General features: G+C 61.1%; 21 protein-coding genes and 1 pseudogene. 4 read left to right on the top strand and 18 right to left on the bottom strand.

Annotated elements, in window-relative coordinates; genetic code table 11:
- The first annotated feature begins 63 nt into the window (after positions 1-63).
- The gene (locus HBN63_RS06555; RefSeq protein ID WP_170048832.1) at positions 64-1,089 is read left to right on the top strand and encodes a patatin-like phospholipase family protein; all 1,026 of its coding nucleotides are present in this window, start codon (positions 64-66) and stop codon (positions 1,087-1,089) included.
- Here HBN63_RS06555 and HBN63_RS06550 read toward each other — a convergent pair.
- The 17 genes from HBN63_RS06550 to HBN63_RS06470 form a co-directional block, all read right to left on the bottom strand.
- A complete protein-coding gene (locus HBN63_RS06550; protein ID WP_167144728.1) occupies positions 1,086-1,778 on the bottom strand; it encodes a response regulator in 693 nt (230 codons plus the stop codon). The genes HBN63_RS06555 and HBN63_RS06550 overlap by 4 nt on opposite strands.
- 10 nt (positions 1,779-1,788) lie before the next feature.
- The gene (locus HBN63_RS06545; RefSeq protein ID WP_170048831.1) at positions 1,789-4,443 is read right to left on the bottom strand and encodes a sensor histidine kinase KdpD; all 2,655 of its coding nucleotides are present in this window, start codon (positions 4,441-4,443) and stop codon (positions 1,789-1,791) included.
- A 5-nt stretch (positions 4,444-4,448) separates the two neighbouring features.
- A complete protein-coding gene (gene kdpC, locus HBN63_RS06540; RefSeq protein WP_090253400.1) occupies positions 4,449-5,015 on the bottom strand; it encodes a potassium-transporting ATPase subunit KdpC in 567 nt (188 codons plus the stop codon).
- A 74-nt stretch (positions 5,016-5,089) separates the two neighbouring features.
- Positions 5,090-7,141 carry a potassium-transporting ATPase subunit KdpB gene (gene kdpB, locus HBN63_RS06535; RefSeq protein WP_170048830.1) on the bottom strand — a complete coding sequence of 684 codons (2,052 nt, stop codon included), beginning with the start codon at positions 7,139-7,141 and terminating at the stop codon, positions 5,090-5,092.
- Between the two features lie 12 nt (positions 7,142-7,153).
- On the bottom strand, positions 7,154-8,854 hold the full coding sequence (gene kdpA, locus HBN63_RS06530; RefSeq protein ID WP_170048829.1) for a potassium-transporting ATPase subunit KdpA: 1,701 nt from the start codon (positions 8,852-8,854) through the stop codon (positions 7,154-7,156).
- Positions 8,855-8,862: 8 nt separating this feature from the next.
- Positions 8,863-8,952 (bottom strand): K(+)-transporting ATPase subunit F, encoded by a 90-nt coding sequence (gene kdpF / locus HBN63_RS06525; protein ID WP_090253391.1) that lies wholly within the window; start codon positions 8,950-8,952, stop codon positions 8,863-8,865.
- Positions 8,953-9,160: 208 nt separating this feature from the next.
- Entirely contained in the window at positions 9,161-10,705 is a 1,545-nt protein-coding gene (locus tag HBN63_RS06520; RefSeq protein ID WP_170048828.1) for a YdgA family protein, read from the bottom strand.
- A 211-nt stretch (positions 10,706-10,916) separates the two neighbouring features.
- Entirely contained in the window at positions 10,917-11,996 is a 1,080-nt protein-coding gene (locus HBN63_RS06515) for an AI-2E family transporter (RefSeq protein WP_170048827.1), read from the bottom strand.
- A 92-nt stretch (positions 11,997-12,088) separates the two neighbouring features.
- On the bottom strand, positions 12,089-12,847 hold the full coding sequence (locus HBN63_RS06510) for a DUF4892 domain-containing protein (protein WP_262498897.1): 759 nt from the start codon (positions 12,845-12,847) through the stop codon (positions 12,089-12,091).
- 50 nt (positions 12,848-12,897) lie between these two features.
- Entirely contained in the window at positions 12,898-13,560 is a 663-nt protein-coding gene (locus HBN63_RS06505; protein ID WP_170048825.1) for a glutathione S-transferase N-terminal domain-containing protein, read from the bottom strand.
- A gap of 51 nt (positions 13,561-13,611) precedes the next feature.
- On the bottom strand, positions 13,612-14,475 hold the full coding sequence (locus HBN63_RS06500) for an alpha/beta fold hydrolase (RefSeq protein ID WP_170048824.1): 864 nt from the start codon (positions 14,473-14,475) through the stop codon (positions 13,612-13,614).
- On the bottom strand, positions 14,472-15,281 hold the full coding sequence (locus HBN63_RS06495; RefSeq protein WP_170048823.1) for an alpha/beta hydrolase: 810 nt from the start codon (positions 15,279-15,281) through the stop codon (positions 14,472-14,474). Before HBN63_RS06495 ends, HBN63_RS06500 begins: the two co-directional genes overlap by 4 nt.
- Positions 15,282-15,427: 146 nt before the next feature.
- On the bottom strand, positions 15,428-15,874 hold the full coding sequence (locus HBN63_RS06490; protein ID WP_170048822.1) for a hotdog fold thioesterase: 447 nt from the start codon (positions 15,872-15,874) through the stop codon (positions 15,428-15,430).
- Between the two features lie 67 nt (positions 15,875-15,941).
- A complete protein-coding gene (locus tag HBN63_RS06485; RefSeq protein ID WP_170048821.1) occupies positions 15,942-17,606 on the bottom strand; it encodes an AMP-binding protein in 1,665 nt (554 codons plus the stop codon).
- Between the two features lie 114 nt (positions 17,607-17,720).
- A complete protein-coding gene (sixA, locus tag HBN63_RS06480; RefSeq protein WP_170048820.1) occupies positions 17,721-18,185 on the bottom strand; it encodes a phosphohistidine phosphatase SixA in 465 nt (154 codons plus the stop codon).
- A 25-nt stretch (positions 18,186-18,210) separates the two neighbouring features.
- Entirely contained in the window at positions 18,211-18,558 is a 348-nt protein-coding gene (locus HBN63_RS06475; protein ID WP_090253357.1) for a DUF4389 domain-containing protein, read from the bottom strand.
- 33 nt (positions 18,559-18,591) lie between these two features.
- Positions 18,592-19,614: an NAD(P)H-dependent glycerol-3-phosphate dehydrogenase gene (locus tag HBN63_RS06470; RefSeq protein ID WP_170048819.1), complete on the bottom strand. Its 1,023-nt coding sequence runs from the start codon at positions 19,612-19,614 to the stop codon at positions 18,592-18,594.
- A gap of 250 nt (positions 19,615-19,864) precedes the next feature.
- Here HBN63_RS06470 and HBN63_RS06465 point away from each other — a divergent pair, with 250 nt between their 5' ends.
- The 3 genes and pseudogenes from HBN63_RS06465 (at position 19,865) to fabB (ending at position 23,712) form a co-directional block, all read left to right on the top strand.
- Entirely contained in the window at positions 19,865-21,787 is a 1,923-nt protein-coding gene (locus HBN63_RS06465; RefSeq protein ID WP_170048818.1) for a response regulator, read from the top strand.
- 176 nt (positions 21,788-21,963) lie between these two features.
- Positions 21,964-22,544: pseudogene (fabA, locus tag HBN63_RS06460) on the top strand (3-hydroxyacyl-[acyl-carrier-protein] dehydratase FabA).
- Positions 22,492-23,712 (top strand): beta-ketoacyl-ACP synthase I, encoded by a 1,221-nt coding sequence (fabB, locus tag HBN63_RS06455; RefSeq protein ID WP_160087208.1) that lies wholly within the window; start codon positions 22,492-22,494, stop codon positions 23,710-23,712. The pseudogene fabA and the gene fabB overlap by 53 nt, the downstream one beginning before the upstream one ends.
- A 78-nt stretch (positions 23,713-23,790) precedes the next feature.
- On the opposite strand, the gene HBN63_RS06450 is transcribed toward fabB, so the two are convergent.
- Positions 23,791-25,416 (bottom strand): methyl-accepting chemotaxis protein, encoded by a 1,626-nt coding sequence (locus HBN63_RS06450; RefSeq protein ID WP_170048817.1) that lies wholly within the window; start codon positions 25,414-25,416, stop codon positions 23,791-23,793.
- Positions 25,417-25,546 lie beyond the last annotated feature (130 nt).

Here is a 25,546-nt window from a genome sequence, read left to right as displayed (position 1 = left end):
GCCTTGGCGGCGCGCAGCACGGCGCGTATGTTTGCGGCATTAATAGTTACGAGGAACATCAGGATGAGTAAGCGCATTGCGCTGGTACTGGGCTCCGGTGGTGCGCGTGGTTATGCGCACATCGGCGTGATCGAGGAGCTGGAAGCCCGTGGCTATGAAATCGCCTGTATCGCTGGTTGCTCCATGGGCGCGGTGGTGGGCGGCATCTACGCCGCCGGCAAACTCAATGAGTACCGCGAATGGACGCAGAGCCTGGATTATCTGGACGTGCTGCGCCTGCTCGATGTGAGCTTCCGTTTGGGGGCGATTCGCGGTGAAAAGGTCTTCGGCAAGATTCGCGAAATAGTCGGCGAGATCAATATTGAAGAGCTGCCGATCCCCTTCACCGCCGTGGCTACCGACCTCACCAACCAGCAGGAAATCTGGTTCCAGGAAGGCTGCCTGCACCAGGCCATGCGCGCCTCAGCGGCTATTCCTAGCCTGTTCACCCCGGTGGTACAGGGCAAGCGCATGCTGGTCGATGGCGGCCTGCTCAACCCGCTGCCCATCGTACCGGTGGTGTCCAGCCACTGCGATCTGATCATTGCGGTCAACCTCAACTCGACCAACCAGCAGTACTACGAACTGCCGATCATCGAACGCGCGCCGGCGCTCAAGGGCCGCTTTGATCTATTGATGAGCTCGCTCGGCTCACGCCTGCCCTCGTTCAAACGCAAACCCGGCGAAGACGATGAGCTGCTTTTGCTGGAGGACAACAGCAACCCGCTGCAGCCCGAAGCCATCAACCCCTGGCAGCAGAATGCCCGTGGCAACCTGGACAAACCCGCCGCACCGAAATCCGCCAGCGGCTCGCGGGTGGCCGACCTCAGCGGCCCGGCCTCACTGCTGGAACTGATCAACCAGAGCTTTGAGGTGATGCAGACATCCTTGGCCCAGTACAAGATCGCCGGCTACCCGCCGGACATCCTGATCAACGTGCCCAAGCGGGTATGCCGCTTCTTCGAGTTCTACAAGGCGCCGGAGCTGATCATGCTTGGCCGGCAGATCGCCAGCGATACGCTGGATAAGTACGAGCGCGGTGATCGTTAGGCTTCACGCAGGCGATAGCCAACACCCGCTTCGGTGACGATAAAACGCGGCGCGGTGGGGTCGTCGCCGAGTTTCTGCCGTAGGTGGCCGACCACCACGCGCAGGTAGTGGCTGTCCTCGCCATGGGTCGGGCCCCAGATGTCTTTGAGCAGTTGCTGCTGAGTCACCACCCGGCCGATATGCCGCGCCAGTTGCGCCAGCACCGCGTATTCCTTACGGGTCAGGCTGACCTCGACGCCATCGAGGCTGACCCGGCGGTAGGCAAAATCCACCTGCAACGGGCCGCTGCTGACCGCCGCGCTGGCCTGCTCCACACCGCCGGCCAGGCGCAGCAACACGCGCACGCGGGCGAGGAATTCCTGAATGCCGAACGGTTTGGTCACGTAGTCATTGGCGCCGCCATCAAGGGCCAGGACCTTTTCACCCTCACTGGCGCGCACCGACAGCACCAGTACCGGTACTTGCGACCAGGCGCGTAGCTCGCGCAGCACCTGTTGGCCGTCCATATCCGGCAGGCCGAGGTCGAGCACCACCAGGTCCGGTTTACCCAGCGCGGCCTGGGCCAGGCCTTCCTGCCCCGTAGCGCCTTCCAGCACCTTGTAGCCCTGGGCCGTAAGGCTGATGCGCAGGAATTTGCGAATCTGCGCTTCGTCATCGATAACCAGAATGGTCGCGGGGTTTTGGCTCATCGGCTATCCATCACTGTTCTTCTTCCATCTGCGGCTGCGTGTGCAACGGCAGGTGCAGGGTCAGGCTTGCGCCCAGGCCATCCAGCCCTTCGCCCACAGTCACCCGACCGCCATGGGCGCCGAGCATGCCCTGACAGATCGCCAGGCCCAGACCAGTGCCCTGCCCACCGCGATCACCACGGGCAGCGGTATAAAACATATCGAAAATCTTCGTGCGCTCATGCTCAGGAATACCCGGCCCCTGGTCACTGACAATAAAGCGCAGTTCCTCGGCATCCGCCTCGATGGCCACACGCAAACGCCCCTGGGGCGGGGAAAAACGCGCAGCATTCTCCAGCACATTGACCAGCGCCTGTTCGATCAACGCGGCATGCACATAGAGCAGCGGCAGCTGTTGCGGCACCTGTATCTCCAGCTGCAAGGCAGACAATACCGGGCGCAGGCGCTGGGTCGCACTGGCAACGATATCCGCCGGCGCCACCCAGTCACGCGCCAGTTTCAACCCACCGAGGCCCAGGCGAGTCATGTCCAGCAGGTTCTGAATATAGCGGTCGAGACGCTCGGCCTCATCGCGGGTGCCTTCCAACAGCTCGCGGCGATCCGCCAGGGGAATCTGCTCACCCAGCGCCAGCAGGCTATCAATCGAGCCGCGCATAGCGGTCAGCGGCGTGCGCAGATCATGGGAGACCGAGGCCAGCAGCGCGCTGCGCAGCTCCTCGGTTTGCCCGTGCAGGCGCGCGGCCTCCAGATCCTCCGCCAGCTGTGCGCGTTCCAGGGCCTGGGCCAAGGGCTGGCCCAACGCCGTAAGCAGACGCCGTCGCTCGGCAGGTAAGCTCCTGCCGTCCTTGGGGCTGATACCGAGCAGCAACAGCGGCCCCTCTTCGCCCGACAATGGCAACCACCACCAGCGCCCGTCCGGCAAAGTACCGGTGCCCAGTCCGGCCGGCTGATCGTGCTGCCATGACCAGTCCGCCGCCGCCCGCTCCAGATCAGTGAGCAGGCGCTGCGCACCCGCCTCGACCTTCCACAGCGCATCCGGGCTACGCGACAGCAAGCTGACCTCGACGTCCTGCCACAGACCCAGCTGCTGCATGGCGGCCGCTAATACAGCCTGCCGGTCGGTGGCCGCCGTCAACTTGCGCGACAGTTCCAGCAGTGCGCTGGTTTCTCGCTGCGTCTCACGCAGCGCCTGCAATTGCTGACGCTGGCGGCTGGCCAGGTTACCGGTCAGCCCGGCCATCAGCAGAAAGAACAACAGGGTCAGCACGTCCTGCTGACGGTCGATGGTCAGGGTCAGGGTCGGCGGAATAAACAGAAAGTTGTACGCCAGAAACGACAGCCCCGCGCATGCCATGGCCGGGCCCAGGCTGCTGCGCACCGCCACCACCAATACCGCCGCCAGCAGAATCAGCGAGATATTCGGCAACTCCAGTACACGGGATAAACCCAGCGCCACGGCAGAGGCCAGCAGCGTCGCCAGCAAGGCCAGCAGGTAGTCACGCCAGACTACAGGCTGGCGGCGCCGCGACAGGGCCGGGGTATGGCTTGCCTCGGTATCCAGCACGCTGATTTCCAGGCCCTGCCCCAGTTGCAGCAAACGCTCAGCCAGGCCCCGGCCAAGGTGCCAGATACGCCGCAGACGTTGCCGGCTGCGGCCCACCAGAATCAGGCTGGCGCGGCGTTCGCGGGCATGCTCGATCAGGGTTTTCGCCACCTCGCTGCCGCGCAGGCTGACCACCTCGCCGCCCAGACGCTCGGCCAATTGCTGCGCGCCCTGCAGGTAACTCAAACGGGTTTCATCGCGCTCACCGCCGGAGTCCACATACACCACCGACCAGGGCAGATGACGGCGCTCGGCCACCCGGCATGCATGCCGCACCAGACGTTCAGCCTGGGCATCGCCGTCGATGCCGACCAGCAAGCGGCCACGTAGCGCAGGCGCTTGCTGACCTTGCTGGCGGTAACGCCGACTCAAGTCGGCATCGACCCGCGCAGCAGCCGTCTGCATCGCCAGTTCGCGCAACGCGGTGAGGTTGGTCTGGCTGAAAAATGCATCGATGGCGGCGCGCGCCTGTTCCGGCACATACACCTTGCCTTCACGCAGGCGCTCCAGCAGCTCGCGCGGCGGCAGGTCGATCAGCAGAATCTCGTCGGCTTCCTGCAACACCCAGTCCGGCAAGGTTTCGCGCACCTGCACACCGGTGATATCACGTACCTGATCATTCAGCGCTTCGAGGTGCTGTACGTTGACCGTGGTGTACACGTCGATGCCGGCATCCAGCAGCTCCTGCACATCCTGCCAACGTTTGCTGTGGCGGCTGCCGGGGGCATTGCTATGCGCAAGCTCATCGACCAGCAGCAGCTTTGGCGGCTTGGCCAGAATGCCGTCGAGGTCCATCTCGCTCAGCGCCACGCCACGGTATTCCAGACGCTGCTGCGGCTGTTGCGGCAAGCCGGTGAGCATGGCCTCGGTTTCCGCGCGGCCATGGGTTTCCACCACACCAACGCGCAGGTCGACGCCCTGGCGCAATTGCGCCTGCGCCGCCTGTAACATGGCGTAGGTCTTACCTACGCCAGGTGCCGCACCGAGAAAGACCTTTAGCCGGCCACGACCCTCTCGCGGCATCTCATCGAGCAGGGCATCGGCGCGTACGGCATCACTCATGCAAGTTACTCAGCTTTTGCGGGAGGCGAATTGTCGGCCAGCGCCAGGTTCAGCGCCAGCACATTGACCACTGCCGGCCCTACCAGTGGCTTTTCCACGTGCTGTTCGATCAGTCGTTCCAGGCTGGCCGCTGGGATGCCACGTGCTGCGGCGATTCGGGCGATCTGAAACTGCGCCGCTGCCGGCGACAGATGCGGATCGAGGCCACTGGCCGAGGTGGTCACCAGCTGCATGGGTACTGCGCCCTGACCTTCTGCCTGCAAGCGCTGGGCATCTGCGGCGATACGCTCGGCCAACGCCGGGTTGCTCGGTGCGAGGTTGCTCGCTCCACTGGCCACGGTGGCATAACCACCGGCTGAAAGGCGCGGCTGAAACCACTGCGCGCCCTCGAAGGGTTGCGCCAATAACGCGCTACCGAGCACATCGCCTTGTTGATTGTGCAACAGGCTGCCATTGGCCTGCGCCGGGAACGCCAGTTGCGCCACACCGGTAACGGTCAGCGGATAAACCACACCGGTGACCAGGGTCATAAAGGCCAGCACGCTAATGGCTGGGCGGATTTGTTTGAGCATGATAAATCTCCAGATTCTGTGTAGCCGGATGCAATCCGAGCCCGGAGTTCATCCGGGCTACGGATCGCGCTTGCTTAAACGAGGCCGACGGCCACCAACAACAGATCAATCAGCTTGATCCCGACAAAGGGCGCCACCAGGCCGCCCAGGCCGTAGATCAACAGGTTGCGGCGCAGCAGGCTGGCAGCATCGGCGGCCTGTACACGCACCCCGCGCAGGGCCAGCGGAATCAGCGCTACGATGATCAGCGCGTTGAACACGATGGCCGAGAGGATCGCGCTCTGCGGGCTGTGCAGCTGCATCAGGTTGAGCGCGCCAAGCTGCGGGTAGATGCCGGTAAACAGCGCCGGGAGGATGGCGAAGTACTTGGCCACATCGTTGGCCACCGAGAAGGTGGTCAGCGCGCCGCGGGTCACCAGCAGCTCCTTGCCTACCTGCACCACGTCGAGCAGCTTGGTCGGATCACTGTCCAAGTCGACCAGATTGGCCGCCTCACGCGCTGCCTGAGTGCCATCGTTCATCGCCAGGCCCACATCGGCCTGGGCCAGGGCCGGTGCGTCGTTGGCACCGTCGCCGCACATGGCGACCATCTTGCCTTCGGCTTGTTCACTGCGGATGCGCTGCAGCTTCTTTTCCGGGGTGGCTTCAGCAATCACGTCATCGACGCCTGCTTCGGCGGCAATGGCGGCGGCGGTCAGCGGGTTGTCGCCGGTCACCATCACGGTGCGGATGCCCATGGCACGCAGCTCGGCAAAGCGTTCGCGAATACCCGGCTTGACCACGTCCTTGAGATGAATGGCGCCGAGCAACTGACCATCACCGGCTACCAGCAAGGGAGTGCCGCCGCTCTGGGCGATCTTTTCGATTTCACGGGCCAATACCGGCGGCACGTCGCTGCGCTGGATGCCCAGATAAAGCAGCACCGCATCCACTGCACCCTTGCGGTAGCTGTGGCCGTTGTAGTCGGCGCCGGACAGGCGCGTCTCGGCACTGAAGGCAATCGATTTGATCGCACTGCGCTCAGGCTCAACCATGGTATTCAGCGCACGCAGGTATTCGACAATCGACTTGCCTTCTGCGGTGTCGTCCGCCAGCGAAGCCAGCAACGCCGCGTCGCTGAGTTGCTTGCCCGGTACCCCCGGCGCTTTGTACAGCGCGCTGCAACGGCGGTTACCGAAGGTGATGGTGCCGGTCTTGTCGAGCAGCAGCACATGCACGTCCCCCGCCGCTTCCACCGCGCGGCCGGACTTGGCGATGACGTTGAGGCGTACCAGACGATCCATGCCGGCGATGCCGATGGCCGAGAGCAGCCCACCAATAGTGGTCGGAATCAGCGTCACCAGCAGCGCCACTAGGTACACCAGCGGCAGGTCGCCGTCGGCAAAACGGGCGAACGGCTGCAGCGTGGCCACCACCAGCAGGAAGATCAGGGTCAGGCCGATCAGCAGGATATCCAGCGCCACTTCGTTAGGCGTCTTCTGCCGCTTGGCACCTTCAACCAGGGCGATCATCCGGTCCAGGGTAGACTCGCCGGGGTTGGCGGTGATCTGCACCAGCAACCAGTCGGAGACCACTCGGGTGTTGCCGGTGACGGCCGAACGGTCGCCGCCGGACTCACGAATCACCGGCGCGGATTCGCCGGTAATCGCCGCTTCGTTGACTGCGGCGATGCCTTCGACGACTTCGCCGTCACCAGGGATCAGTTCGCCGGCCTCGACCCGCACGATATCGCCCCGGCGCAGGCTGCTGGCCGCCACGGTCTCGAACTGCTGACCATTCTTGCGCCGCGCATTCAGACCCTGGCTGCCGGCCTTGAGGCTGTCAGCGCGGGCCATGCCCCGGCCTTCAGCGAGCGCTTCGGCGAAGTTGGCAAACAGCACGGTAAACCACAACCACAGAGCGATCTGCACGGCCAGACCGGTAGAAACCTGTGGGTTAGGGATAAAACACAGCACGGTGGTCACCACGGCCGTCAGCTCGACCACCAGCATTACCGGTGAGCGCAGCAGCTGGCGTGGATCAAGCTTGACGAAGGCCTGGCGCAGCGCCGGTTTCCACAGCGCTGCGAGCGAGGTTTTCGGTTGTTGCTGGGCGCTGTTCAGCGCCGGTTCGGTACGGGCGTTCATCATGGTTCTCCCTTAGAAGCCCTGGAACATGGTCATGTGCTCGGCAATCGGGCCCAGGGCCAGTGCCGGCAGGAAAGTCAGGCCGCCGACCAGCAGAATGGTCAGGGTCAGCAAGGTGACAAACAGCGGGCCGTGGGTCGGGAAGCTGTTGCTGCCCACCGGCGCGCGCTTCTTCGCCGCCAGGCTGCCGGCAATCGCCAGAATCGGCAGGATGTAGCCGAAACGACCGAGCAACATGGCCAGACCAATCATCAGGTTGTGGTACGGCGTGTTGGCGCCAAAGCCGCCAAAGGCCGAGCCGTTGTTGGCGGTACCCGAGGTGTAGGCATAAAGAATCTGGCTAAAGCCGTGGGCGCCTGGGTTGGTGACCGAGGCCGCCGGGCCCGGCAGGCTGGCCGCCAGCGCGCCGAATACCAGCACACCAATCGGCATCACCAGCAAGGTGGCAACCAGCAAGCGCACTTCGCGGGCTTCAAGCTTTTTGCCGAGGTATTCCGGGGTGCGGCCGATCATCAGGCCGGCGAGAAATACCGCGATCAGCACAAACAGCAGCATGCCGTAGAGGCCAGCACCGACACCGCCGAAGATCACTTCGCCAAGCATCATGTTGAACATCGGGATCATCCCGCCCAGCGCGCTGAAACTGTCGTGCATGGCGTTGACCGAGCCGTTGGACGCGGCCGTGGTGGTCACCGCCCACAACGCCGAGGCCGTGGTACCGAAGCGGCTTTCCTTGCCTTCCAGCGAACCGCTTTGCTCAATCGGCAATGCGGCCAGCGCAGGGTTCGGCTGATGCTCGGCATACAGCGTGCCGCCCAGACCGACACTGAACAAAATCAGCATGCAAGCCAACAGCGCGCGGCTCTGGCGCAGGTCTTTGACGTAATGGCCAAAGGTGAACAGCAGCGCAGCAGGAATCAGGATGATCGAGGCCACCTCGAACAGGTTGCTCCAGGCCGTTGGGTTCTCGAACGGATGCGCCGAGTTGACGCCGAAGAAGCCGCCGCCGTTGGTGCCCAGCTGCTTGATGGCAATCTGGCTGGCTGCAGGACCCAGTGGTACAACCTGATCGGTGCCGCCGATGGTGTGTGCGGTGACGTATTCGAGGAAGGTCTGCGGCACGCCCTGCCACACCAGAAACAGCGCCAGAACCAGGCAGAACGGCAGCAGGCCGTAGAGCGTGGCGCGGGTCAGGTCGACCCAGAAGTTGCCGACACTGTTGCTCGAAGGCCGCGCGATACCCCGGCAGAACACCACCAGCACGGCCAGGCCAACCGCCGGGCTGACGAAGTTCTGCACGCCCAGGCCAACCATCTGGCTGAAATAGCTCATCTGCGCTTCGCCGCTGTACGCCTGCCAGTTGGTATTGGTGACGAAACTCACAGCGGTGTTGAACGCCAGCGTCCACTCCAACCCCGGCAATTGCTGCGGGTTGAGCGGCAAACTACCTTGCAGCATCAGAATGGCGAACAGCGTCAGCAGGCTGATCAGGGTGAAGGCCAGCAACGCCAGGCTGTAGGTTTTCCAGTCCTGCTCGCGGCTGCTATCGACACCGGCAATCCGGTAGCACAGCCGCTCGACCGGTTGTAGCACGGGGCTGAGCCAGGTTTTCTCGCCCTCCATCACGCGGTACAGGTAACGCCCGACAAAGGGCGCCGGCAGCAGAACCAGGACGAAGAACGCCAGGATCAAAGTGAAATCGTAACTGTGCATATGCGCCCCTACGCCTGATCCGCGCGCAGTAGCGCAACCAACAAATAGATGAAAAGTCCCAAGGCCAGGCCTAGGGACACCCCGTCGAGAATGCTCATGTGTTTGCTCCTTGTTACGGTGGCTACCGCTTGGGGCAAATTGTCGGCAACCAGGGCGTAAAGGAACGAGTGCGAGCGATGCCGCCCGGCATAAAGAAAACGTAAAGATCGCAGGCCACAGACAAACAAAAACGGCCAGGCGCCCTGCTTTGCAGGTCGTCTGGCCGTATATGTCGCTCGCTACGCCTAGAACGTAACGCTGAAGGCGTTACTGAATGGGGCTTTCAGCCTCGCTTTCTTCCAGCAGCATTTCCTCGGCCGGGGCTTCAGGGGCCATGCCCGCCAAACCACCGCCACTGCTCATGGCCAGCGCGACGAACTGCTCCACAGTCATCTGCTTGCCGTTGAAGGTCACCTGGTCATTGGCGTAATGCAGGCTGGAGCTGATGTCCTCGCCCTGCAGCACGGCCAACTCGCTGGCTACCGCCATACCGCTGGCCATTTCACCGACCATTGCAGCCTGCTGAGCAATTGCTTCGTTGTCGGTTTCCCCAGCCAAGGTGGCCTGCACGCCAATCACATCAGTAATCATCGCCTTGGACACCCGCAACTTGGCATCCAGCTGAGCGATCAGCTGCTTGGCCAGTTCAGGCGCTGGCAGGTCGAAGGACACCGGCTTGTTCAGGTCCAAGCCAAAGCTGAAGCTGCTCTCGCCGTTGGCGGTTTTGAATGCCAGTTTTTCCAGGGCCAGACCCGGTTTACCGGCCAGCAGTTTTTCCAGGTCAGTCTTGAACTGCGCAGTCTGTGCGTCGGTCAGCTCAGGCATACCGCTTTCACTGTCGACCTTACCGTCCTTGAGCAATGTGCCGTACAGCTCAACCATCGATTGCAGGGCAGCTGCGTCGAGGTTCTTCACGGTCCAGAGCATCTGCGAGGAGCCGATGTCGGTGCCTTGGTAGCTGATCATGCCGACGTCATAGCTGTAACGCGCCGAGAGCTGCTGGTTGGCTTCGCTGGTTTCATCACGCTGGACGAAATCCTTGAACAGGATGGGCGCGTTCTCGCCAATCTGCAGCTCGATCTGCTGCAGACGCACCTCGTTCTGCCCCAGGTAGAAATCGCTGACGCCCTTGCGGGTGTTGCTGCTGAGGTTCATGCCCTTGAACTCAAGGCGCATGCTTTCATCGCTGGCCAATTTGGCGCTGACCTTGAAACTGTCCATCACGCCGCTGGCGGCGATCTGCTCTGCATCGGCCGTGGTGTCAAAGTCGATGTTCAGGCCACTGAAATCGATGCGTGTCTGCTCATCCAGATCCATCTGCAGCGGCTGCAAGCGCATGTCACCTTGCATCGAGCTGTCATACCCGAGGCTGACCTGACCTTGCAGCGGCGCACCGTCCTGGCTGGCGGCGAACCACTTCTCCAGCTCGGGGCTGCGCTCCAAGGCGTAATTGCTGGTGGCCATTACGGGCAGCAACTTGAGTGCCTTGAGCCGCGACAGCGGGAAAGGGCCGTGCTCGATATGATCCGTCACCGTCCATTCGAAGTTGGCCGGGGCCTCGCCATCCAGACTGCCGACCAGTTTGATGCGGTAACGCGCATCACTGCTGAACAGCTGCTGCTGCAGTGAAAGCAGCTCGACCGTGGCGCTGAAACCGACGGCTGGCAGGGTTTTGGCCATGTCCTCGTTGGCCTTCTTGATCGAGGTACCCAGCACTTCGGGCAGCTGCTGGCCGGTGTACCAGGCGCCAGCCGTGCTCAATGCGCCAAGGGCGACAATAACGCCGATGGCGCTGCCTAGAATTTTCTTCATGGGGTATGTCCGTTGCTTGGTTGAGGGTCTTCCCTGTTGCCGCAGGCAACGCCAGGGGCGCGGCATATGGCTTGAGGTGCAGCCGCAAATGGCCGCTGCAAAGCGCGGCAAGGCTACCACCCGGCTTGGCGGCGACCAAGCGGGCGTAGCAGGAAACCCACTGAAAATGCCAACCCGCTCGAACAACTCGGCAGGTTGGCCGCAAGTGCTATCAGCTGTGCGCTGTGTCGCGGTTCTCGGGCTGTTGCGTTACTGGCTGGCCAGGCGGTGCGCCGACCCAATCGCTCAGCAGGCTATAGGCCACGGCCAACAAGGTTGGACCGAGGAACAGGCCCATAAAGCCAAATGCCAGGATGCCGCCGAAGACCCCGAGCAACACCACGATCAGCGGCAGGTTGCCGCCACGGCTGATCAAATAAGGTTTGAGGATGTTGTCCACGCCGCTAATCACGAAGAAGCCCCAGACCAGCAGGAAGATGCCCATGCCGACTTCGCCCTGCCAGAACAACCAGGCCACGGCGGGCCCCCAGATCAGCGGTGGCACCATGATCAGGCTGAAACCGAAGGTCATAATGCCCAGTATCAAAGCGCCCGGTACCCCGGCGATGGTAAAGCCGATCCAGGCCAGAATGGCTTGCGCTGCTGCGGTTCCGATTACCCCGTTGACCACCCGTTGCACGGTGCCGGCGACCAGCTCCAGGTAATGCTCGGCGCGATCACCGATCAAGCGCTCCAGCAGGCTCTCGGCAAAGGCCGCCAGACGTGGGCCATCGCGGTAGAAGAAGAACACCAGCACCAGGCTCAGGGCCAGTTCGACCATGCCGCCGCCAATCCGCGCACTGCGTGCCAGCAACCAGTTGCCCACCTGCCCCAGGTACGGCTGCACCGTGGCGAACAGTGCGGCGCCCTGTTGATCGATGGTTTGCCAGAAGCCCAACAGATTGGTCCCGATCAACGGCACCTCGACCAACCAGGTCGGCGCCGGCGGTAGGCCATCGACCTGAAAATCCTTGAGCAGGCCGGTCAAATCCTTGATGTGATCAGCCAGATTCAGCCCAAGCATGATCAGCGGCACGGCCACCAACAGGGTCCACACCAGGGTCAGCACACCGGCGGCCGTGGCCTGGCGGCCACCGAGCAAACGGGTCAGCACACGCATTACCGGCCAGCTGGCAAACGACAGCACCGCCGCCCAGAACAGTGCCGACCAAAACGGTGCCAACACCCACAGGCTGGCGCCCAGCAAGGCCAACAGCAGGATCTGCACCAGCAGGCGATCGTTATTGGCCATTCAAATAGCTCCCGGCAAAACGCAAAAAGGCTCTGCCACAGGGGGCAGAGCCGAAAGAGTGAAGTACGGCAAGGTTACCGGCAAATAGGCGTTTAACGCAGCACGTTGAGTTGCACACCACTGGCATCAGGCTCACCCAACTCCAGGCGACTGGCGCGCACGCGCTGTTCGATCAGGGCTTCGCGCCAGGCCTCGGCCTGAGCGCCACTGATGCTGATACGCAGTGTGCTGTCGAGTTTGAGCGTGCGTGCCAGCAGTTCAACCCAGACCGTGCTGGGTTCGACCTGCTGGCTGATGCGCAGTTCACCGCTGCCCTTGAGCTGACGCTGCAAGGTGGCCGGTGTCGGCAACAGCTCGGGTAACGGCGCGTTGGCCGCCAGCAGTTCACTATGCAGATAGGCGCGCTTGTTGCCACGGGTAATGCTGTACAGCGCCAGCAGGCTGTCCTGGCGTGGCGCGGCCAATCGCAGCAAGGCATAGCTCTGCTGATCATCGGAACCGGTCAGGGTGGCATTGCCGAATACCGCGTTGGCCCACAGGCTGCTGGAACCACATTCACGGCCCACACACCAGTAGAGCAACTGCGCATCCTGCGCCTGCAGGGCCTCACGGGCGTGAGCAAAGGCTTCATTGGCCGAGTGGGTACGTGGCAGCTCATAGGTCACGGCGGTCAGTGGACCCTGCGCCGTCACCTCACGCTCATAGCGCAAGGTGCCACTGATACGGCGAATCGCACCCTGCGGGTAAATACGCTCCTGCTCGGCGAGGTTTTTGAAAGTGACAATCTTGCTGTTTGCAAAGCGTGGCAGGACATCGAGATCCTGGCTGCCTGGGACATCAGCGCAGGCCATGGCGCTGACCAGCAGCAGGCTCAAACCAAGGCTGTAACGATTAGCGCGGCTCATTTGATCAACATCGCTTGGGCGGCTTTGACAACTTTTTCACCATCAGCTTCGCGCTGTGGCACCAGCAAACCGCGCTGCACTGCAGGACGTGCAGCCACTTCAGCCATCCAGCGCTGCAGATGCTCAAGACCGTCGACGGATACACCGGCCCAGTCGTGGATACGCACCCAGGGGTAGGTGGCAATGTCAGCGATGCTGTAATCGTCAGCCAGGTATTGTGACTCGCCAAGGCGCGTGTCGAGCACTTCATAAAGACGGCGGGTTTCGTGCTGATAACGGTCGATCGGGCCTTGCAGCTTCTCCGGGAAATAGCGGAAGAACACATTGGCCTGGCCCTGCATGGGGCCGACCCCGCCCATCTGGAACATCAACCACTGAATCACCCGCGAGCGCCCCTTGGCATCGCTGGGCAGCAGCTGACCGGTTTTCTCGGCGAGGTACAGCAGAATGGCGCCGGACTCGAACACCGCGAAATCATCATTAGCGCGGTCGACAATCGCCGGAATACGGCCATTGGGATTGATCTTGAGAAAGGCCGCGGCCTTCTGTTCCTGCTTGTCGAAACTCAAAGCCTGCACGGTGTACGGCAGCTGTAACTCTTCCAGTGCGATGGACGCTTTATGGCCGTTGGGGGTGGCGGCGGTATACAGGTCGATCATGCGAATCTCCGTGGCTATCGCCCACACCTTTCCCCAGTTGCCTTTAACAAGTCAAGGCGCAGCCAGGAATGCTTTGAAACAGTCTGCTACCAAGCCTGCACCCTCGTCGTCATCCAGATGCAGATGATGACCGCCAGGCAACTGTGACACCTCGATAGGCAGGTCCTCGACCAGTTGAGTCATGCTCGGCTGCGCCAGCAGCATGCCCTGCTGCGCCATCACCAGTTTGGCCGGGCATTGCAGACTGCGCACAAACGCCAGTGCATGGGCCTGGGTCAGGCGCAGCGGTGATGGCAGGGTCAGCCGGCTGTCGGTGCGCCAGGTATAACCACCGGGCACCGGCATCAGGCCACGCTGAGCCAGTAGTTCTGCAGCTTCACGGCTGACCGCCCCTACCCCACGCATACGCGCTTGCACCGCCCGGTCGAACTCGGCGTACACCGGCTTGCTCTTGCCGGCCAATGCCAACTGCGCCTTGAGCGCTTCGCCGAGTTTCTGCGGCGCCGTGTCAGCTTCACCGGTGTAGGGAATCAGCCCATCAATCAGCGCCAATCGCGCAATTCGCTCCGGCATCGCCCCGGCCAACAGCACCGACACAATCGCGCCCATGGAGTGCCCGAGCAGGGAAAACCGCTGCCAGCCGAACTGTTCGGCAACCTGCAGCACATCGTGGGCATAGTCCCAGATGGCGTAGCTACCACCTGGTGGACGGTGATCAGAATGGCCGTGGCCGGCGAAATCCAGGGCCACGATACGCAGCCCCGGCAACAACGGCGCCAGGCGGGCGAAGCTGGCAGCGTTGTCCAGCCAGCCATGCAGGGCGATCACCGGCACGCCGTCTTCCGGGCCATACAGATGGGCAGCCAGTTCGATATGCGGTAGACGCAGGCGCACTTCTTCGAATGCCAGGCTCATGCGCGTTGCTCACTTGCCGGTTGTCCGGCCCAGCGCTGGAACAGCTTTTTCAAGAGCTCGGCGGTGTCCTGCGGGCGTTCCAGGGGAAACATATGGCCGCCAGGTAGCGTCAGGTATTCGCCCTTCGGCACGCGACGCACCAGATGGGCGTGATGCGGCATGACCACGCGGCTGTGCCGGCCACGCACCATGGCCAGCGGTACCTTCAACTGCTGCGGCCGCCCCGGACTGGTGTGCGGCACGCTGCGGTAGATGCTGATTTCCGTAGCCGGATCAAAACGCAGGCGCAGGCTATTGCCCGCAGTTTGCAGGCCGTGTTGCACATAGGCGTCCAGGCATTCGGGATCAAAGCGGCGGAACAGGCCTTTACCGGCGAAATAACCGCGCGCCTCGGCCAAGTCGACAAACTCCTCACGCCGGCCCAGGGTGCGCCCGGCTGGGGTGATGCGGTCGATAAAGCCAAAGCGTTTGGCCGCGCGAATCACCATCTTGTCCGCCAGGGTCAGGACTGGCGAATCAAGCATCACCACCCCACGGTAAAGCTCGGGGCGTAGCAACGCGGCGTGATAATGCAGCACGCCGCCCAGCGAATGCCCCACACCCCAGACCGGCTGCTGGTTAGCCTCAAGGTGATGGATCAGCTCATCAACCAGATTGCTCCAGTTGTCATTCACCGGAAAACGCGGGTCATGCCCGTGTTGCTCCAGGTGCTGCACCGAATAGTCAGGCGCCAATGCGGCAAACAGCTTGCCGTAGGTGGCCGAGGGAAAGCCGTTGGCATGGGCGAAGAACACGGACTGGGTCATGGCGGCGGGCTTATCTGGAAAGTTGCCGATGATTGTCCGGCAGTGTTTGAGATGCAGCAATGACAAAACGGCCAGTGAATGACGGCACTATAGCCAAAGCTGATGGGAGGCCCGCCAGCCGGAGCGGCAGTGGCGGGCTTTACGGATTAACGCAGCGCAGGGCCATTCTCCCCCAGCGGTACAATGGCCATGGTCAGCCGGGAAATGCAGCTGGCCTTGCCATCCTCACCCGTCAAACGGATGTCCCAGACATGGGTGGTACGCCCTAGGTGAACCGGCCGAGCTACCGCGGTGACCCGGCCGCTGCGCACGCCACGCAGGTGGTTGGCGTTCACTTCCAGGCCTACGCAGTTAAACTTGCTGCTGTCGATGCACAGGTGGCTGGCGGTGGAACCGAGGGTTTCCGCCAGCACCACGGAGGCGCCGCCATGCAGCAGGCCGTAGGGTTGGTGGGTACGTGCATCGACCACCATGCTGGCGGTCAACGACTCGTCATCGAAGGCATCGAAACGGATATCAAGTTGCTCACCAATGGTGTTCTTCAGAAAGCCATTGAGCTGAGCCAGGTTCGGAGTTTGCTGCCAGAGGGCCATAGTCAGTCCTTTAGGGTCGATTCAGCCAGAACGTGGCCGGCATGATGCATGCCGGCCACGCACCTGATCACTCGTGCCAGAGCACCGCTTCACTGCGTTCGGTCCATTCACTGAAGCGCCCGCCATACGTGCCTTCGACCACTGCGCGCTTGATCTTCAGAGTTGGCGTGAGGAAGCCGTTCTCAACCGCCCAGACCTCCTTGACCAACACCAGACGTTGAAGGCGCTCATGCTTGTCGAGGCTCTGATTGACCTCTTCCAGCAGTTTTTTCAGGCTGCTTTCCAACTCGCCACGCCCGCTGGAAGCCTCACTGCGCCCCACATCGGAAAGCACGCAAAGTGCCATGGGTTGTGGCATGCCATCGCCCACCACGCACACCTGTTCAATGCGTGAGTGCTCGCCGAGCAGATTCTCAATCGGCGCTGGGGCAACGTACTTGCCTTTGCTGGTCTTGAAGATTTCCTTGATCCGACCGGTAAGGCGAAGATTGCCTTCGCTGTCCTGCTCGCCTTTGTCACCGGTGCGCAGAAAGCCATCGGACGTGATGGTTTCTGCGGTTTTCTCAGGATCTTTGTAGTAGCCCTGCATGGTCGCACCGCTGCGCACCTGCACTTCGCCATCCTCGGCGATGCGCACTTCGACGCCAGGGCTGTTCTGACCGATCCAGCCTTGTTTGAACTTGCCCGGCCGGCATACATGGGAGTAACCGCAGTTCTCGGTCATGCCGTACACCTCCAGCACATCCAAGCCCAGGCGCTTGTACCAGTTGAGCAACGCTTCGGGTACCGGCGCGGCGCCAGACAGGGCGTAGCGCACGGCATCCAAGCCCAGACCAACCAGCACTTTCTTGCCGATGATGCGGCCGATGATGGGCAGCTTGAGCAGGAAATCCAGCTTCTCGGCCGGCATCTTGCTGTAGACGCCCATCTGGAATTTGGTCCAGATACGCGGCACACCAAACATCACCGTCGGCCGCGCGCGCTTGAGGTCTTCAAGGAAGGTTTCCAGGCTCTCGGCAAAGAAGATTGTCTGCCCAGCGTAAATGGATGCCAGCTCGACAAACATGCGCTCGGCCACATGGCACAGCGGCAAGTAAGAAAGTACTCGGTCATTCTCGCCAACGCCAAACAGCTCAGTGGCGTGGCTGGCGGCAAAGCCGAAATTGCTGAAGTGATGCATCACCCCTTTCGGCGTACCGGTGGTACCGGAGGTATAGATGATGGTGGCGAGCTGATCGGCAGCCGCCTTGGGGTTGTCCTGAATCGGCGTGCAGGCCTGCAGGTCATCCCAGGTAAAGCTGAACTCGCCCTGCGGACGCAATGGCAGGCCGATGGTCGGCACATCCTGCGGCACACCGGGAGCCATTGCTGGCCAATCATCCAGCTTACCGACGAACACCAGCGCCGCCTCTGAGTGGCGCAGCACCTGGCCTACCGACTCGGTGGTGAGATTGGGATAGAGCGGCACCGAGACATGCCCAGCCATCCAGATCGCCAGATCGGTGACGATCCAGTGCGCACAGTTCTTGGAAATGATCGCAATGCGGCTACCCTGAGGCAGTTCGCGGCTACGCAGCCAGTTGGCCGCACGGCGTGCCTGCTCGCCGACGTCGGCCCAGCTCAGTTCCTGCAGCTGACCGCCCGGCAGCGGCTGCACCATGTAGCGTTTATTCGGGTGCCGAGCCTCGCGCTCATAAAACACCTCAAGCGGCAAACGGATTGCATCAGCCACAGAGCTTCCTCCTTTGTTGTTTTTGTGGAGCCAACCAAGCAATTGCTTGGTTGGACTATTCCACGCACAAAGGCGGCCCGCAAGAGGAGAAATGTTTCGGTGTGTAGTGAAGCGTCAGGAACGACTTGGATGCTTGTGGGCAGACAATTCCATCAACCCAGCGGCCAGCTCATCACTTTTCAGCAACGCCAGACTGGCGGTGTTCATCGGCAGCGGTTGCTGACGATGACCATGTATCAGCAGGCCCGCCAAAGCGCCAACCAGCGGCTGATGGGTGACCAACAACAGCTCATCGAACGCACAACCGTCCAGTTCCCGCAGCGCTTGACGCAGATCACTCTCCGGCGTTAACCAGGGCACGGTCTGCCGGATACCGCTAAAGGCCAAGACTTCGCAGACTAGATCTGCCGTCTGCTGAGCCCGCACATAGGGGCTCACCAGTACAGCCTGCAGCGGCCGCTCCAGCAACTGCGCAGCTGCCTCACGCACCTGCTGCCGACCATAGAGAGTCAGGTTGCGCTCGGCATCAGTGCGCGCAGTCGGTTCGGCTTCACCGTGGCGCAGTAGCCAGAGCTTCACAGGCTTGCCCCAATAAGCCGACGACTCAAAGCTTCGGCTCTTCGTCGCGCACCGGGTGGGCCGCCGGAGGAATGCTGTGCGGGGTCTCACCTTGTGGTGCTTGCGGGGTTGGCCAGTCAGCAAACGGCCAAGGCTTTTCATCAGTGTTGAAGGTGCCAAAGCGACCGATCTGCGCCAGGTACTGGCTCAGGCTGTCCCCAAAGCCCAGCAGGCCGGCATTCGGCGCACCGTAAAACAGGCGATAACCCAGTTGCAGCAACACCACAGCGCCCAAGAGGATTTCCGCCAGTTGCCAAACGATGGTGAAAATCACCATCCAGAGGATACGCAGCAGAATCGATTCGCGCTGCAGTTCCTGATTGCCATCACTCATGCTCATCTCCTTGCAGGGTCTAGAAGGTGAATCTCAAAAACCGGTGGTAGGGATAAAATCAACGTCGGTCTTGGGCTCTGCATTCATCAGCGCCCCGATTACCTGATTCAGCGTGCGCCCCTCGAACAGAATGGCATGCAGGCCCGCCACCAGGGGCATGTAGACCTGTAACTGTTCCGCCTTGGACTTCAGCACCTTGATGGTGTTCACCCCTTCCGCCACTTCGCCCAGGCGCGCCACTGCATCTTCCAGGCTTAAGCCCTCACCAAGGGCAAAGCCGACCTGGTAATTGCGGCTTTTAGCCGAGGAGCAGGTGACGATCAGATCGCCCACACCGGCAAGCCCTAGGAAGGTCATGGGGTTGGCGCCCAGCTTGACCGCAAAACGGGTCATTTCCGCCAGAGCGCGGGTAATCAGCATGCTCTTGGTGTTTTCGCCCATGCCCATCGCAGCGGCCATGCCGGCGATGATCGCGTAAACGTTCTTCAGCGCACCACCCAGCTCGACGCCAAAACGATCGGCACTGGCATACACACGGAACGTGCGCCCGTGCAACGCAGCTTGCACGTGCTGGCAGAGTTCTTCGTCCTCGCTGGCGACGACCGACGCGGTCAGCGCATGCTCGGCCACCTCACGCGCCAGGTTTGGCCCCGACAGCACGCCGATACGCGCCTGCGGGGCAATGTCTTCGAGAATCTGGCTCATCAGCAGAAAGCTCTGCGCCTCGATGCCCTTTGTGGTGCTGACCAGCTGCTTGCCGCTGAGTAGCTCAGCCACCGGTTGCAGCGCCTGACGCAATGCACTGGAGGGCAAGGCGACGAAGATCAACTGACAGGCGTTCAACGTCGCCGCCAGGTCGGTGACAGGCTCAACGCCCAGATGAATTTTGATGCCTTTGAGGTAACGCGGGTTTTCACGGGTCAGCCGAATCGCCTGGGCCTGTTCGGGGTCGCGCATCCAGTGCAGGACATGCTGGCCGTTTTCGGCTAGCAAATTAGCAATCGCAGTGCCGAAGCTACCGCCGCCAAGCACGGCGATGGGGTGCTGATCAGTCATAACGTATCCGTGGTAAACCATTGAAAGTGGCGAATCGCTCGCATTATACGGCGGCGCCTCTATGCAACCAGCTTTTAGCAGGTTGCCTGGCACTGGCAAAGCCAAGCAGCTCAGTTAACATGCAGCCTTTAAAACGCAAACAAGGTTGTGGCGTGATCGACAGCACCCAAGCCCAGCTTCATTCTGAGACCGCGCAAAACCGGCCAGTTCTCCAACGCCCGAACATTTTTTGCAGCAGCGGAGTGTCGCGATGATCCTGCGTCGTGGCTGGAATATCCATACCCGCACCCAATTGATCAGTGTCGGCCCTGCCCTGCTGCTGACCCTGCTGCTCACCGGGTTCTTCACCTTTGCACGTCTGCAGGACCTGCGCCAGGAGGTCAACCACTACGGTCAGTTGATCGCCAGCCAGTTAGCCCCGGCCAGTACTTATGGGGTCATTTCCGGCAACCTTGAGGTGCTCGAGGCACTGCTGCAAGCCACGCTGAAAACCCCGCACGTGCGCTTTCTGGAAGTGCGCGATCACACCGGTAAAATTCTCGTTTACGTTGAGCAAGCCCCAGGCAGCGGCCACGCAAGCAGCCAGGTCGATGTGTTTCAGGCGCCCATACACCTACAACGTGCAGCGCTGAACAACCCTGATCAACAGGCATTGGCCGATGACTACCTGGGCTATGTCGTCGTCGGCATGTCTAACGACGCCTTCAATACACGCCAGCAGGAAATCCTCTTTAAGGCCACCCTGCTCGCCCTGTTCGCCCTGGCCCTGACCTTTATTCTTGCCCGCCGCCTGGCTCGCCACCTGTCGCAGCCGCTGAGCGCCATGGGTGAAGCCGTTAGCGCGATTCAGGCTGGCAACTACCAGACCACCCTGCCCGAAGTCGGTGAAGGTGAGTTGCAGGCGCTGGCGCGGCATATCAACAACCTCGCCCACGGCCTGGCCAGCGCCAGTGACGAACAACAACGTGCCATGGCCCTGCTGATTCAAGCACGCGAGCAGTCCGAGCTGGCCAACCGCGCCAAATCCGACTTCCTGGCGATGATGAGCCACGAGTTGCGCACCCCGATGAATGGCGTGCTGGGCATGCTGCAGTTGCTGGAAACCACTGAAATGACTCAGGAGCAGGCCGAATATGCTGCTCTGGCCACCGAGTCCACTGAACACCTGTTGAAAGTCATCAACGACATCCTCGATTTCTCGCGCATCGAACGCGGCGCACTGGAACTCGAACGCATCCCCTTCTGCCTGCTCGACCTGCTGCAAAGTTCGATTCAGGTGTTCCAACACAGCGCCCAACAGCGTGGTCTGCAATTACTGCTGGAAACCGAAAGTGGCCTGGAGAACTTACAGGTACAAGGCGACCCTACGCGGATTCGGCAAATTCTGGTCAATCTCATCGGCAACGCATTGAAATTTACCGAAACCGGCAATATTCGTGTGCACAGCAGCTGGCAGGCGCTGGATAACCAGGTGCTGTGGTTCAGCTGTGCGGTGCATGACAGCGGCATCGGAATATCCCCTGAGCGACTTGAACATATGTTCGATGCCTTCCAACAGGCTGACACTTCTATTTCAAGACGTTACGGTGGCACCGGGCTGGGTTTGCCAATTGCCCGCACCCTTGCCGAACGCATGGGCGGCACCCTGCGCGCAGTCAGTCAGGAAGGTCAGGGCTCGGTATTTACCCTGGAAGTGCCACTGCCGTTTTCCCAGCACGTCGCACCCGCTATCAGCGACACGCCACTGCCAGCTGAGCAGGGGAACGGCCAACCGGTGCTGCTGGTCGAAGATAACCCGGTCAACCAGACCGTGATTGAAGCCATGCTGCGCAGCCTGGGCTATCGGGTCAGCCTGGTTGGAGATGGCGCACAGGCCGTGCATCAGGTCAGCCAGCAGCGTTATTCAGCGATTCTGATGGATTGCCGTCTGCCAATCATGGACGGATACGAGGCCACGCGTCAGATCCGTCGCCTGCCCGGCTGTAGCGAACTGCCTATCATCGCGCTGACCGCCAACGCCTTGCAGGGCGACCGCGAGGCCTGCTTACAATCGGGCATGAATGACTACCTGGCAAAACCCTTCAAACGGGCCGATTTGCAGCGAATCCTGCAGCGCTGGCTGCCCCCTCGACCATCGACGGGTAGTCAAGAAGGCTCAACTGCTGCAGGCTAATGAGCATGGGCGCTATGACAGGCCAACAGGAGCGGAGTACAACTGTACTCACAAGGCTGTGACTTTCACCACAACGCAACAGTCTATGACTAGGCTGTTGGCAGGCGCAGCAGACTGTGCCGCCAGCCAGGACGATTCGCCCAGCCTTGGCGCATGGGACATATTGAGGAGCTCGCATGACCAAACAAAACGCCTTCACCCGGGAAGAACTGCTCGCTTGCGGTCGCGGCGAACTATTCGGCCCAGGTAATGCGCAACTGCCCGCGCCGAACATGCTGATGATCGATCGCATCACTCATATCAGCGACACCGGCGGCAAGTACGGCAAGGGCGAAATAGTCGCCGAGCTCGATATCACTCCTGATCTGTGGTTTTTCGCCTGCCATTTCGAAGGCGACCCGGTGATGCCAGGCTGCCTGGGCCTCGATGCCATGTGGCAGCTCGTGGGCTTTCACCTTGGCTGGCAGGGCAATCCAGGCCGTGGCCGTGCCCTGGGTTCGGGCGAAGTGAAGTTCTTCGGTCAGGTGCTGCCGACCGCCAAGAAAGTCACTTACAACATCCATATCAAACGCACCATCGCACGCTCCCTGGTTCTGGCGATTGCCGATGGCAGCGTCAGCGTTGATGGTCGCGAGATTTACAGCGCCGAAGGCCTGCGCGTTGGTCTGTTTACTTCTACCGACAATTTTTAAAGGACTCTCTGCATGCGTCGCGTCGTGATTACCGGCCTGGGCATCGTTTCCTGCCTGGGCAATGACAAAGCCACCGTCTCTGCCAACCTGCGTGCTGGCAAGTCAGGCATCCGCTTCAACCCTGCCTATGCCGAAATGGGCCTGCGCAGCCAGGTATCTGGCTCGGTTGACCTCAACCTGGAAGAGCTGATCGACCGCAAGGTCTATCGCTTCATGGGGGATGCAGCGGCTTTCGCTTACCTCTCAATGGAGCAGGCGATCAAGGACTCGGGCCTCAGCGCAGAAGAAATCTCCAACCCACGCGTGGGCTTGATCGCAGGCTCCGGCGGCGCGTCGACCTTCAACCAGATGGAGGCCATGGACATCCTTCGCGAGAAAGGCGTCAAGCGTGTTGGCCCCTATCGCGTACCGCGCACAATGGGCAGCACCGTGTCCGCCTGCCTGGCCACGCCGTTCAAGATCAAGGGCGTTAACTACTCGATCTCCTCGGCCTGCGCCACCAGCGCCCATTGCATCGGTAATGCCATGGAGCAGATCCAGCTGGGCAAGCAGGACGTAGTGTTTGCCGGCGGTGGTGAAGAGGAACATTGGAGCCAGAGCTTCCTGTTCGACGCCATGGGCGCCCTCTCCACTCAGTACAACGAAACTCCAGAAAAAGCCTCGCGTGCTTACGACGCCAAGCGTGACGGTTTCGTTATCGCCGGCGGTGGCGGCATGGTGGTGGTCGAAGAACTGGAACACGCACTCAAGCGCGGCGCCAAGATCTACGCCGAAATCGTCGGTTACGGCGCCACCAGCGACGGCTACGACATGGTCGCCCCGAGCGGCGAAGGCGCAGTGCGCTGCATGCAGCAGGCTCTGGCTACCGTCGATAGCCCAATCGATTACCTGAACACCCACGGCACCTCGACTCCGGTCGGCGACGTTGCGGAAAGCCGCGCAGTACGGGAAGTGTTCGGTGCCAAGGCGCCCGCCATCAGCTCGACCAAGAGCCTGTCGGGTCACTCCCTGGGCGCCGCCGGCGTACAGGAAGCGATCTACTGCATGCTGATGATGGAAGGCAACTTCATCGCCGGTTCGGTCAACATCGACGAAGTCGACCCGGAAATCGCCGACCTACCGATCCAGCGCAGCACCGTTGAGAACGCCAAGCTCGACACCGTGATGAGCAACAGCTTCGGCTTCGGTGGCACCAACGCCACTCTGGTACTCAAACGCTGGGCAGGCAAATAAGCCACACCCGGTGTTTGCAGCATAAAAAAGGCCATCCCTCGGGATGGCCTTTTTTATTGTGGCTTGCGCCATGCTTACTCAGATAGAAAAGCGCGCTACCAGTGCATTGAGGTCCACCGCCAGGCGTGACAACTCCTGGCTGGCCGCACTGGTCTGGTTGGCACCGGCTGAAGACTGCATCGACAGATCTCGGATATTCACCAGGTTGCGATCCACTTCGCGGGCCACCTGAGCCTGTTCTTCCGAAGCGCTGGCGATCACTAGATTGCGCTCATTGATCTGCGAAATCGCGGCCGCAATCTCATCCAGCGCTTGGCCGGCCGCCTTGGCCACATCCAGGGTTGAACGGGCACGGCTGTTGCTGTTCTGCATGGCGTTAACCGCTTTATCGGTGCCCTGCTGGATGCCGCTGACCATTTGCTCGATTTCACGGGTCGACTGCTGCGTACGGTGCGCCAGGGCCCTTACTTCATCGGCCACCACGGCAAACCCGCGTCCGGCTTCACCTGCACGCGCAGCTTCAATCGCAGCGTTCAGTGCCAGCAGGTTGGTTTGCTCGGCAATCGAACGGATCACATCCAGTACCTTGCTGATATCGCGCACTTGCCCGGCCAGCTGCTCCACTTCGGAAGCGGTATGGGTCACGTCGTCCGCCAGATGACTGATCGACTCAACAGTCTGGCGCACCTGCTCGCGGCCATGTTGCGCCGTACGATTGGACTCGCTGGAGGCTTCAGAGGTGCTGACGGCATTACGCGCAACCTCCTCCACGGCACTGGTCATTTCATTGACCGCGGTAGCCGCCTGCTCGATTTCATTGTTCTGCTGATGCAAACCACGGGTGGAGTCTTCAGTGACCGCACTGAGCTCTTCCGAGGCTGAGGCCAGCTGCGTAGAGGAGTCCGAGATATTTTGGATAGTGTTACGCAAGCTTTGCTGCATGGTCTTCAGCGCACTCAGCAAACGTGCTGGCTCATCACTGCCCTGCACTTCAATTGATTGAGTCAGGTTGCCGCCTGCCACCACTTCAGCCACCCGTACCGCCTCGGTTAGCGGCGCGACGATGCTACGGGTCAGCAGCAACGCCAGAATCACCGTCAGGCCAAGGGCGGCCAGCATCATCACAATGACCCATGTACGGGCGCTGGAAAATACTTGATCAGCCTTTTCAGCCGCTGCGGAGGCTCCCACTCGATTCATTTCGGACAAATCAGCGAGGGCTTTGGCCATGCTGTCCGCATGCCCATTCAGCTGGCCATTGGCAACCGCCAGTGCAGCATCAAGATCATTTTGACGGACAGCGGCCACGATCTTCGACTGCTCCTGCAGATAGCTGCTTTCAGCCTGTTTGAAACGCTCGTAAATCGTGCGTTCTTCAGGGCTCGAGATTAATTTTTCATAGTTGCTCTGAGCCGTGTGCAACTGGTTTTTAAACTCCTCCACACGGACGAGATTCTGCTGAGTCGCACTTTCATCGCTGTTAAGCATCAGGCGCAGTGTCAGAGCTCGCAGCCTTAGAATGTCTTGGCTCATCTCACCCAGGCTCAGCACGCTGGGCAGCCAGTTTTCGTTTACCTCATCAGACTGCTTGTTCATCTCTGACATTTGCAACAGGGAGAAGCTGCCCAGCAGCAGCACAAGAAGTGCGACTAAGCCAAAGCCAAGTGACGCTCGGGGAGCGATGTTTATATTTCTTAGGGTCATCACGGCCGTCCTTTACGGTTCTGAAGCAGCTTGCTCGATAGCATATGGCCATTATCCTTATAAGGACCTTAAGACCTTCAGCCAATATCTACAGATTCCGTATCGACTCTAGCACTAGATTCTTGACCCC

Origin of the sequence: Pseudomonas sp. WS 5011, from assembly GCF_012985775.1 — a bacterium.
Lineage (GTDB): Bacteria > Pseudomonadota > Gammaproteobacteria > Pseudomonadales > Pseudomonadaceae > Aquipseudomonas > Aquipseudomonas peli.
This window is presented reverse-complemented; position numbering and strand designations above follow the sequence as displayed.

Coding starts and splice junctions, on each gene's coding strand:
- HBN63_RS06465 (WP_170048818.1), top strand. CDS start 19,865: ATGATCCTGCGTCGTGGCTGGAATATCCATACCCGCACCCAATTGATC.
- HBN63_RS06475 (WP_090253357.1), bottom strand. CDS start 18,558: ATGAGTGATGGCAATCAGGAACTGCAGCGCGAATCGATTCTGCTGCGT.
- HBN63_RS06450 (WP_170048817.1), bottom strand. CDS start 25,416: ATGACCCTAAGAAATATAAACATCGCTCCCCGAGCGTCACTTGGCTTT.
- HBN63_RS06520 (WP_170048828.1), bottom strand. CDS start 10,705: ATGAAGAAAATTCTAGGCAGCGCCATCGGCGTTATTGTCGCCCTTGGC.
- HBN63_RS06490 (WP_170048822.1), bottom strand. CDS start 15,874: ATGGCCCTCTGGCAGCAAACTCCGAACCTGGCTCAGCTCAATGGCTTT.
- HBN63_RS06500 (WP_170048824.1), bottom strand. CDS start 14,475: ATGAGCCTGGCATTCGAAGAAGTGCGCCTGCGTCTACCGCATATCGAA.
- HBN63_RS06470 (WP_170048819.1), bottom strand. CDS start 19,614: ATGACTGATCAGCACCCCATCGCCGTGCTTGGCGGCGGTAGCTTCGGC.
- kdpF (WP_090253391.1), bottom strand. CDS start 8,952: ATGAGCATTCTCGACGGGGTGTCCCTAGGCCTGGCCTTGGGACTTTTC.
- HBN63_RS06510 (WP_262498897.1), bottom strand. CDS start 12,847: ATGGCCTGCGCTGATGTCCCAGGCAGCCAGGATCTCGATGTCCTGCCA.
- kdpA (WP_170048829.1), bottom strand. CDS start 8,854: ATGCACAGTTACGATTTCACTTTGATCCTGGCGTTCTTCGTCCTGGTT.
- HBN63_RS06550 (WP_167144728.1), bottom strand. CDS start 1,778: ATGAGCCAAAACCCCGCGACCATTCTGGTTATCGATGACGAAGCGCAG.
- HBN63_RS06545 (WP_170048831.1), bottom strand. CDS start 4,443: ATGAGTGATGCCGTACGCGCCGATGCCCTGCTCGATGAGATGCCGCGA.
- HBN63_RS06555 (WP_170048832.1), top strand. CDS start 64: ATGAGTAAGCGCATTGCGCTGGTACTGGGCTCCGGTGGTGCGCGTGGT.
- kdpC (WP_090253400.1), bottom strand. CDS start 5,015: ATGCTCAAACAAATCCGCCCAGCCATTAGCGTGCTGGCCTTTATGACC.
- HBN63_RS06505 (WP_170048825.1), bottom strand. CDS start 13,560: ATGATCGACCTGTATACCGCCGCCACCCCCAACGGCCATAAAGCGTCC.
- fabB (WP_160087208.1), top strand. CDS start 22,492: ATGCGTCGCGTCGTGATTACCGGCCTGGGCATCGTTTCCTGCCTGGGC.
- HBN63_RS06515 (WP_170048827.1), bottom strand. CDS start 11,996: ATGGCCAATAACGATCGCCTGCTGGTGCAGATCCTGCTGTTGGCCTTG.
- kdpB (WP_170048830.1), bottom strand. CDS start 7,141: ATGAACGCCCGTACCGAACCGGCGCTGAACAGCGCCCAGCAACAACCG.
- HBN63_RS06495 (WP_170048823.1), bottom strand. CDS start 15,281: ATGACCCAGTCCGTGTTCTTCGCCCATGCCAACGGCTTTCCCTCGGCC.